General features: G+C 35.3%; 8 protein-coding genes. 6 read left to right on the top strand and 2 right to left on the bottom strand.

Annotated elements, in window-relative coordinates; genetic code table 11:
* Positions 1-1,455: ATP-dependent nuclease (locus D1606_RS17565; RefSeq protein ID WP_119417315.1), on the top strand; the 1,455-nt coding region annotated here is incomplete at its 5' end.
* Positions 1,452-1,667, top strand: a complete 216-nt coding sequence (locus D1606_RS17570) for a UvrD-helicase domain-containing protein (RefSeq protein WP_119417316.1) — start codon at positions 1,452-1,454, stop codon at positions 1,665-1,667. The genes D1606_RS17565 and D1606_RS17570, both read left to right, overlap by 4 nt.
* A gap of 294 nt (positions 1,668-1,961) precedes the next feature.
* Here the strand turns inward: D1606_RS17570 and D1606_RS17575 are convergent, their stop codons facing one another.
* Positions 1,962-2,993, bottom strand: a complete 1,032-nt coding sequence (locus tag D1606_RS17575) for an NAD(P)/FAD-dependent oxidoreductase (protein WP_119417317.1) — start codon at positions 2,991-2,993, stop codon at positions 1,962-1,964.
* A gap of 221 nt (positions 2,994-3,214) precedes the next feature.
* On the opposite strand from D1606_RS17575, the gene D1606_RS17580 reads away from it, so the two are divergent.
* From D1606_RS17580 to D1606_RS17595, 4 genes are read left to right on the top strand one after another with little or no spacing between them, the layout of a single operon-like run.
* Positions 3,215-4,258: an iron-siderophore ABC transporter substrate-binding protein gene (locus D1606_RS17580; RefSeq protein WP_119417318.1), complete on the top strand. Its 1,044-nt coding sequence runs from the start codon at positions 3,215-3,217 to the stop codon at positions 4,256-4,258.
* A 2-nt stretch (positions 4,259-4,260) separates the two neighbouring features.
* Positions 4,261-5,295 (top strand): FecCD family ABC transporter permease, encoded by a 1,035-nt coding sequence (locus D1606_RS17585; protein ID WP_119417319.1) that lies wholly within the window; start codon positions 4,261-4,263, stop codon positions 5,293-5,295.
* On the top strand, positions 5,292-6,323 hold the full coding sequence (locus tag D1606_RS17590; RefSeq protein WP_119417320.1) for a FecCD family ABC transporter permease: 1,032 nt from the start codon (positions 5,292-5,294) through the stop codon (positions 6,321-6,323). Before D1606_RS17585 ends, D1606_RS17590 begins: the two co-directional genes overlap by 4 nt.
* On the top strand, positions 6,323-7,171 hold the full coding sequence (locus tag D1606_RS17595) for an ABC transporter ATP-binding protein (RefSeq protein ID WP_119417321.1): 849 nt from the start codon (positions 6,323-6,325) through the stop codon (positions 7,169-7,171). The genes D1606_RS17590 and D1606_RS17595 overlap by 1 nt, the downstream gene beginning before the upstream one ends.
* Positions 7,172-7,320: 149 nt before the next feature.
* Here the strand turns inward: D1606_RS17595 and D1606_RS17600 are convergent, their stop codons facing one another.
* Positions 7,321-8,139 (bottom strand): MBL fold metallo-hydrolase, encoded by an 819-nt coding sequence (locus D1606_RS17600; protein WP_119417322.1) that lies wholly within the window; start codon positions 8,137-8,139, stop codon positions 7,321-7,323.
* Positions 8,140-8,225 lie beyond the last annotated feature (86 nt).

Here is an 8,225-nt window from a genome sequence, read left to right on the forward strand (position 1 = left end):
AAAATTTCTAGAACTATGAAAGAAAATAATAATGAAATTCTAAAAATACAAGAGATTAGTTTGTTATTGTCCACTATAAATAATAGTTTGAAAAAAGTGAGTAATAAGAATAATGATTTAATAATTGATTTACAAACAAATAATATTAATCCTTCAAAAGTGCTAAGTAATATTAACATCACAGTTGGAACTAGGGGAAGAGATATAAGAGATTCTAGTCTAGGGTTAAATAATTTAATTTATCTTTCTTTATTGATGATGCAACTTGAAGATGATACTGTACCTAAGGTGTTAAGTGAAAATAAAATGGATGTGATAAAGGAACTTGAAGATGAGGAATGTGAAGTTTTAGATGATTGTTTTGAAAAAAGTGGAGATAAGTATATTTTAAAAAGTGATATTCAAAAAGAGAAGTATAATGAATTATATAAGTTCTTTGATATCAACAGAGATAGAGAAGCATCTTTTACGCTTCTAGCAATCGAAGAACCAGAAGCACACTTGCATCCCTCGATACAAAGAACAGTTTATAAAGAAGTAATGAAAGAAAACACATCAATTTTAATTTCAACCCATTCACCTTTTATTACTTCAATTGCACCTATAGACTCAATTGTTCATCTTATTCCATCTAAAGAAAGTGGAACAAAAGGTTATTCTGCTGCAAATATTCAACTTACAGATAGACAAAAGTTAGATATGCAGCGTTATATCGATGTCAAAAGAGGAGAAATGTATTTTGGTAGAGGAATAATTTTAGTAGAAGGGATTGCAGAAGAATATCTGATTCCGAAATTTGCGGAGCTATTGGAAATACAATTAGATTTAGAAGGAATAATTTGTTGTAATATTAATGGTACGGATTTTAAACCCTACCTGGTTTTTTTAAGGGAGTTAGGGATTCCTTATGTTGTTATTACAGATGGTGATTATTACTATCATGAAGATGAAAAGAAAATTTTTAATGAAATGCATTCTAAATCAAATAAAGGTATTGGATATGATGGTAATGATCGATTTGTCAAAATTAATGAAGAATTGAAAATAATTGATTTAGACGAGATTCAAACAGCTTTAGAAAGTGATGATAAATGGAATGAATTGGATAAAATATTCCGTGTGAATCATGTTCATATAGGAGAATATACGTTAGAAGTAGATATGATGAATAAAATAGCTACACACAAAGAAAGTAAAGAAAAATTATTTAATTTATTTGATTTGATGACAGCTGGGGGAGATCTTCATAAAAATAAATTTAAAAGTAACTTTAATACAAAGAGATATAATAAGTGTTTAAATCAAATAGAGGGGAATACATCTAAAATTGGTAAAGGAAGGTTTGCACAATCATTATCTAATATATGTGATAAGAACTTCATACCATTATATATAGAAAATGCTTTAAAGGATATCCGCAATCAAATAACATCTCAAAAAGAGGTTAAATTATGAATATTCTAAATAAAAAACTTAACCAATTGGATGATGTTCAAAGGCGAGCTTACGAGAGCAATAAAAATACAATTATTAGTGCAGGGCCAGGTAGTGGTAAAACAACTTTAATAACACTAAAAATAGCTAAGTTACTATCCGAAATTCCACTACCTAGAGGATTAGCTTGTATAACATTTAAGTTGCCACGCGTACTTTTAATGAAAAAGTAGCGCGGAAAAACCTGATGTGGCGGGGGTTTGAAGAAGATGTCTTCTATGTCCCACCGTTTCCATAACACAAACCATATAATTAAAAAGAGTGCCAAACTCCTTAATACAAGGATTTTGGCATTCTTTTTATATTAGTAAGTTTCAATTTTAAGTGTTAGCCTTGAGATCACTTTTTGAACTTACCAGTTACGTCCATATAACGTCCATTGTCGTTTTAAATTTATATGTACAAGCTGTTTCTGCACTTTTTAATATTAAATCCTGCATGCATCCACAGATCTTGTGGCGTAATATCTAACGATAAATCTCAGCCAACAATTCCTGGTTTTTCTCACGGAATTTTTCGTTGTGTGAAGAGACCATTGCGTAGCTGTCGGCTTCGGGTTCGATGTATTTTTTGACGCTGTTGACCGCTAGTACGGCATCGTTGAATGTACCAACGAGTAAGTATACTTTATCGTCGTAAGAAACGATATCGCCGACGGCAAAAATTCCAGGTGTTGTTGTTTTGCATTGGCCGATGCTTTCGAAGAGTTGACTTTCGTTGCGTTTTGGTGCAATGCCTTCCTCAAATTCAAGAGATACTTCACGGTTATAGCCATGGCATATTAAAATATCATCCATTGTGATGGTTTGAATTTCACCATTTTGAACGATGTCTACTGATTCGATAGCTGTTTTTTGTGTATTTGCATGTAGTTTTTGGATTTCAGTATTGAGTAAAATGTCGACGCCATGATCTTTTAATTTGTTGACTTGAGATTCATGCGCTTTTAATTCGTCACTACGATAAATCACGGTTATTTTTTTAGCGATAGGGAGTAATTCAACTGCCCAGTCGATTGCAGCGTTGCCTCCACCAGAGATCAATAATTCTTTGCCACGGAAGCGTTCCATACCATTGATCGTATAGTGTAAGTTGGTCATTTCATATTTTTCGGCACCATCGATTTCTAGTTTAATAGGTTGGAAGATGCCACCGCCAATCGCAATGATGACCGCTTTTGAATAATGTTTTTCTCCAGATTCAGTTGTAATTGTAAAGAAGTTATTTTTCTTTTCAATCCATTTGACTTTTGAATTTAGACATACAGTTGGGTTGAATGTCATTGCTTGTTGAACTAAATTTTTTAAAAAGACTTCACCTTGAATGGGTTGTTGACCACCGACATCCCAAAGCATCTTTTCTAAAAAGATATTCACTTTTCCGCCAAGTTGAGGATGGAATTCAATAATTTTCGTTTTCAAATCCCTCATGCCACTATAAAAGGCGCTATATAAACCTGCAGGACCTCCGCCGACAATTGTTACATCATATAAATCCATATTGTACACTCCTACTCATATACTTCTATTATGATAATGATAATCCTTATCAATTAAAAATGCAAAACAAAGTTACATTAAACGATGATATTTCCTTTAGATGGGTTTTAGTCTAGGATATTACCATTTTTTTATTGACATTTTAAAGATTGAAAGTTATATTTTTATAAGTGATAAAGATTCTCATTATCAATCATTCAATTATTAGAGGAGTGTAACAAATGAAGAAAATGACAAAAGTACTGCTATTTGCAATTATGTCTGTTCTAGTACTTGCATTAGCAGCTTGTTCAGATGATTCTTCAAAAGAAAAATCATCAAGTGATACAAAGTCTGAATCAGCAGATGGTCAATATCCAATCGAGATCAAACACGCATTCGGAACAACAACAATTGAGAAAAAACCTGAACGTGTTGCAACGATAGCATGGGCAAACCATGACGTAGCATTAGCATTAGGTGTCGTACCTGTTGGTTTTTCAGCAGCCAATTACGGCATTAAAGATATCAAAACAGGTATCTTACCTTGGACACAAGAAAAATTAGATGAACTAGACGCTAAAAAACCAAACGTTTATCAAGATACAGATGGTCTAGATTACGAAGCAATTGCTGATTCTAAACCAGATGTCATTTTAGCAGCGTATTCTGGAATTACTGAAGAAGAGTACAATAAATTAAGCGAAATTGCTCCAGTAGTTGCATATAAAGATCAACCATGGGTAACTTCATGGCGCGACCAAGTGAAATACGATTCAATGGGTATGGGCATGGCAAAAGAAGGCGAACAGTTGATCAAAGATACTGAAAAGAAAATCGCTGATACTGCTGCAAAATATCCAGATGTTAAAGGTAAAAAAGCCGCTTTCGGTATGTTCAATACAACAGATTTATCTAAATTCTACATTTACACACCATCAGATCCACGTGGTGAAATGTTAGAAGAAGTTGGAATGGAATATCCTGAAGGTATTAAAAAACAAATTAAAGATGATAGTGGTTTCTATCTTGAATTAAGTGCAGAAAATGCAGACGTATTAAATGATACAGAAATGTTAGTTGTATACGGTGACGATACGACATTAAAAACACTTCAAAAAGACCCTATTTTAGGTAAAGTTCCGGCAATTGAAAAAGGTAACGTTGTTGTCATTGAAGACAATACACCTTTAGCAGCTGCTGGTACACCAAGCCCATTATCAATTCAATATACAATTGATGATTATTTATCTAAAATCTCAGACGTTGCAAAAAACGTTAAATAATAATGAAAAATATTCTTGAAAAAGAAAATAAGCAAAGGTTACTACCAAAGCATTTAGCAAGGGTAGTAACCCTTTTGCTCATTTTGCTCATTGTTAGTATTTGTATGTCTCTTGCATTTGGTTCTCGTACAATTGGTCTAGATGGGCTTATAGATGGCTTGTTTCATCCTTCTATAGAAAGTCATGAGGCAAGCGTTGTGCGACAACGTATCGCAAGAACGATATTCGGTTTAATATGTGGGGCAGCTCTCGGTGTATCTGGGGCACTGATGCAATCTGTCACACGAAATCCAATTGCAGATCCAAGTATTTTAGGGGTCAATACGGGCGCATCTTTATTTGTTGTTTGTGGGATTGCTTTTTTAAGCATTCATTCACCAAGTGATTATATTTGGTTAGCAATTGTTGGTGCAATCTTGACAGCGATATTTGTCTTTGGAATTGGCTCGATTGGCGCAAGTGGAGCGACACCGCTAAAACTTGTATTAGCTGGAGCAGCGACGACAGCTATTTTATCTTCACTTGTAACAGCTATTTTAATACCACGTACGAATGTTATGGATCAATTCCGTTTTTGGCAAGTTGGAAGTGTAGGAGCTGCCAATTGGGATTCCGTTCATATTTTTGTTCCGTTTTTGATTGTTGGTGTTGTGATAGCGATTATAGTAGCACCTGCATTGAATGCATTAGCACTCGGTGACGAAGTGGCGACAGGCTTAGGCGTGCGCACAGGAGTTATTCGCATGTTAGCCGCTTTTGCTGGTGTTTTACTTTGTGGGGCAGCGACGGCGTTAGCGGGTCCAATCGGATTTATCGGTTTACTTGCTACCCATTTGATTCGATTAGTTGTAGGATCGGATGTTCGTTTCCTTATTCCTTTAGCGGCATTGTCTGGCGCTATCATCTTGTTAATTTCGGATGTATGCGGTCGATTCCTTGGTAGTCCGGGCGAATTAGAAGTTGGGATTTTAACAGCCTTTATCGGCGCACCAATTTTAATACTAATTACTATGAAAGCGAAAATGCGTACAATATGATGAATGAAACGATGAATAAAATTATAAAAGCAAGAAAAAAACGCCGAAATCGCTATGTAGGTGTTACGATAATTTTAGCTATTATTGCCATTGGTTTGTGCTGTACGATGATGATGCTCGGGAATACGATTTATCCTGTAGCAGATGTAATAGATGTTTTACTTGGTGAGACTATTCCAGGAGCTTCTTTTGCTATTAACGAAATTCGTTTGCCACGAACAGTAGCTGGTTTATTTGCAGGTTTTGCTTTTGGGGCAGGGGGGTATATTTTCCAAACGATGCTGCGTAATCCATTAGCTAATCCAAATGTCATTGGGATTACAACCGGCTCTAGTGCAGCAGCTGTTTTTTGCATTATCGTTTTGCATACGAGCAGTACGGTTGTTTCACTTGCTGCCGTTGTCGGTGGGCTTGTAACGGTTGCTATCATTTATGGGTTGTCAAAAGGAACATCTTTTTCTATCGGTCGATTAATATTGATTGGTATTGGAATTCAAGCAATGTTAAATGCATTTATTTCGTATTTAATGCTAATAGGAAAAACGAATGACTTACCAAATGCTTTACGTTGGTTAAGTGGAAGTTTAAATGGGGCAGAGCTCGAATTGACATATCCATTAATCATTGCAATCGTGCTTGTAACACCTGTGCTCATTTATTTTGCGAAACATCTTGAAATGCTGGAGTTAGGCGAACAAGCTGCGACTTCTTTAGGGGTCAATACCAATAAGACCCGCGTCATTTTAATGATTAGTGCAGTATTAATCATCGCTTTAGCTACAGCAACAACCGGTCCAATTGCGTTCGTAGCCTTTTTAGCAGGACCTATTGCTCAACGCCTTGTTGGGGTTGGGTTTTCGAATATTCTTCCAGCAGGTTTAATCGGGGTTATTTTAGTGTTAGGTGGGGATCTAATTGGTCAGTTTGCCTTTGAAACCCGCTTTCCGGTTGGCGTTATTACAGGGATTATCGGTGCACCATATTTAATTTACTTGCTAATTCGTATTAATCGAAAGGGAGATATTTAATGACAACTCATACATTTGAAACGAAATATATTCAATCAGGATATGAAAATAAAATGATTTTAAACGACGTCAACTTATCAATTCCGAGTAATAAAATTAGCATTATTATTGGTGCTAACGGTTGTGGTAAGTCGACATTACTAAAAACAATGGCACGTTTAATAAAGCCAACAGGTGGGGAAGTGCTTTTAGATGGTAAATCCATTCATAAAATGGCACCTAAACAATTGGCAAAAGTGCTAGGGCTACTTCCTCAATCACCAATCGTTCCAGAAGGTATTACGGTAGCAGATCTCGTTGGTCGCGGTCGTTTTCCTCATCAAAGTGTGATGAAGGGTTGGTCAAAAAAAGATTATGAAGCAGTAGCAGAAGCATTAGAAATGATGAATATTACCGAATTTGCAGACCGTAATATCGATGAACTATCAGGTGGCCAAAGACAACGTGTTTGGATCGCGATGGCATTAGCACAGCAAACGGACATTTTGTTTTTAGATGAGCCAACAACGTATTTGGATATTACGTACCAAGTAGAAATTTTAGATTTACTAACAGATTTAAATAAAAAGTATGGTACGACAATTGTAATGGTGTTACATGACATTAACTTGTCCGCACGCTATGCAGATTATTTGTTTACAGTGAAAAATGGTCATCTCATTGCAGAAGGAAAACCAACTGAAATTTTAACTGCTGATTTGATAAAAGAAACCTTCCACTTAGATTGCCAAGTGATTAATGATCCGGTCTCTAATACACCACTAATCGTACCGATTGGCCGTCATCACGCTAAAGCAAAAGAGTTGGAACAAAGCGTAAATACAAAAGGTGACTTGCTTTTGCGTTAGTAAGCGGGCTGACAAAATATCTGCCAAAACAAAAAACACCTTCAAAGGATATACATTCTTTGGAGGTGTTTGGTGTTTTTTCTATAAATTAATTGAGTTTTAGCCAAATTAAGGACAAAGTTATTCAACAATAGCGTTTGATTGTTGATTTAAGTCTCAAATAATTCACCTTCAAGTGCAGCTATATACCTCTTTGCAGATAATTGAACTCTTGATTGAGCATCCGTTGATATGACTCGATGAAATGCATCAAATAACTTATTAAACTGGATTGAGTTTAATTGTTGAGCCATTCGCTTAACGGTATTCGTGGGTAATGGGATAAAATTTGGATAACTGTACATAAAAGTAACCCATTGTCGATCTGCAACAACTCGAACAATATCACCAACAAGTAGAACGCTATCGGTTGAACTATTCCATTCTAAAACGGTAGCCCCTTTAAAATGTCCACCTATACGATGCAAGACAATTCCATCATGCAATTTTAATGTATCGCCAGCCCAGAAGATAATATGTTTACTTGGCCTAGTCACCCATTCTTTGTCATCCTCATGAATATAAATGGGAGCATTAAAAGCTTCTGCCCATTCAACTTGAGTCGAGTAATAATGTGGATGGGATAGGGCAATTGCTTGGATGCCACCTAATTCTCGAACCTTAGAAATGGTTTCTTCATCAATATAAGTAATGCAATCCCAAAGCACATTAAAATCTTTGTTCTGAATTAAATACGCATTTTGCCCAATTCCAAATGAAGGAGTAGTTTTGATACTATGTAAACCTTCCATTTCAGCAGTAAATTCATTCTTGAATTGATTGGATTGAACAAGTTGTTCTAAAGTTGTCCAAGATTGTTCATTAACACTTACATATTGTCTTTCTTCTGTACAAATTTTGCACTCTTTAGGTTCTGTAGAAGATAGATCATGCTGGACCCCACACGTCTCGCAAATATAATAGTTCATAAAAAGCTCCTTCCAAATACGCTATAAAATATGGTTTTATATACTTATATTGTATTTTTTAAAGTTTATATTTACTATCATTCTTT

It is taken from the genome of Rummeliibacillus sp. POC4 (assembly GCF_003576525.1).
Classification (GTDB): domain Bacteria; phylum Bacillota; class Bacilli; order Bacillales_A; family Planococcaceae; genus Rummeliibacillus.

Bases quoted from the DNA above. Each gene is read 5' to 3' on its own strand.
- D1606_RS17595 (WP_119417321.1), top strand. From the start codon at position 6,323: ATGACAACTCATACATTTGAAACGAAATATATTCAATCAGGATATGAA.
- D1606_RS17585 (WP_119417319.1), top strand. From the start codon at position 4,261: ATGAAAAATATTCTTGAAAAAGAAAATAAGCAAAGGTTACTACCAAAG.
- D1606_RS17570 (WP_119417316.1), top strand. From the start codon at position 1,452: ATGAATATTCTAAATAAAAAACTTAACCAATTGGATGATGTTCAAAGG.
- D1606_RS17600 (WP_119417322.1), bottom strand. From the start codon at position 8,139: ATGAACTATTATATTTGCGAGACGTGTGGGGTCCAGCATGATCTATCT.
- D1606_RS17590 (WP_119417320.1), top strand. From the start codon at position 5,292: ATGATGAATGAAACGATGAATAAAATTATAAAAGCAAGAAAAAAACGC.
- D1606_RS17580 (WP_119417318.1), top strand. From the start codon at position 3,215: ATGAAGAAAATGACAAAAGTACTGCTATTTGCAATTATGTCTGTTCTA.
- D1606_RS17575 (WP_119417317.1), bottom strand. From the start codon at position 2,993: ATGGATTTATATGATGTAACAATTGTCGGCGGAGGTCCTGCAGGTTTA.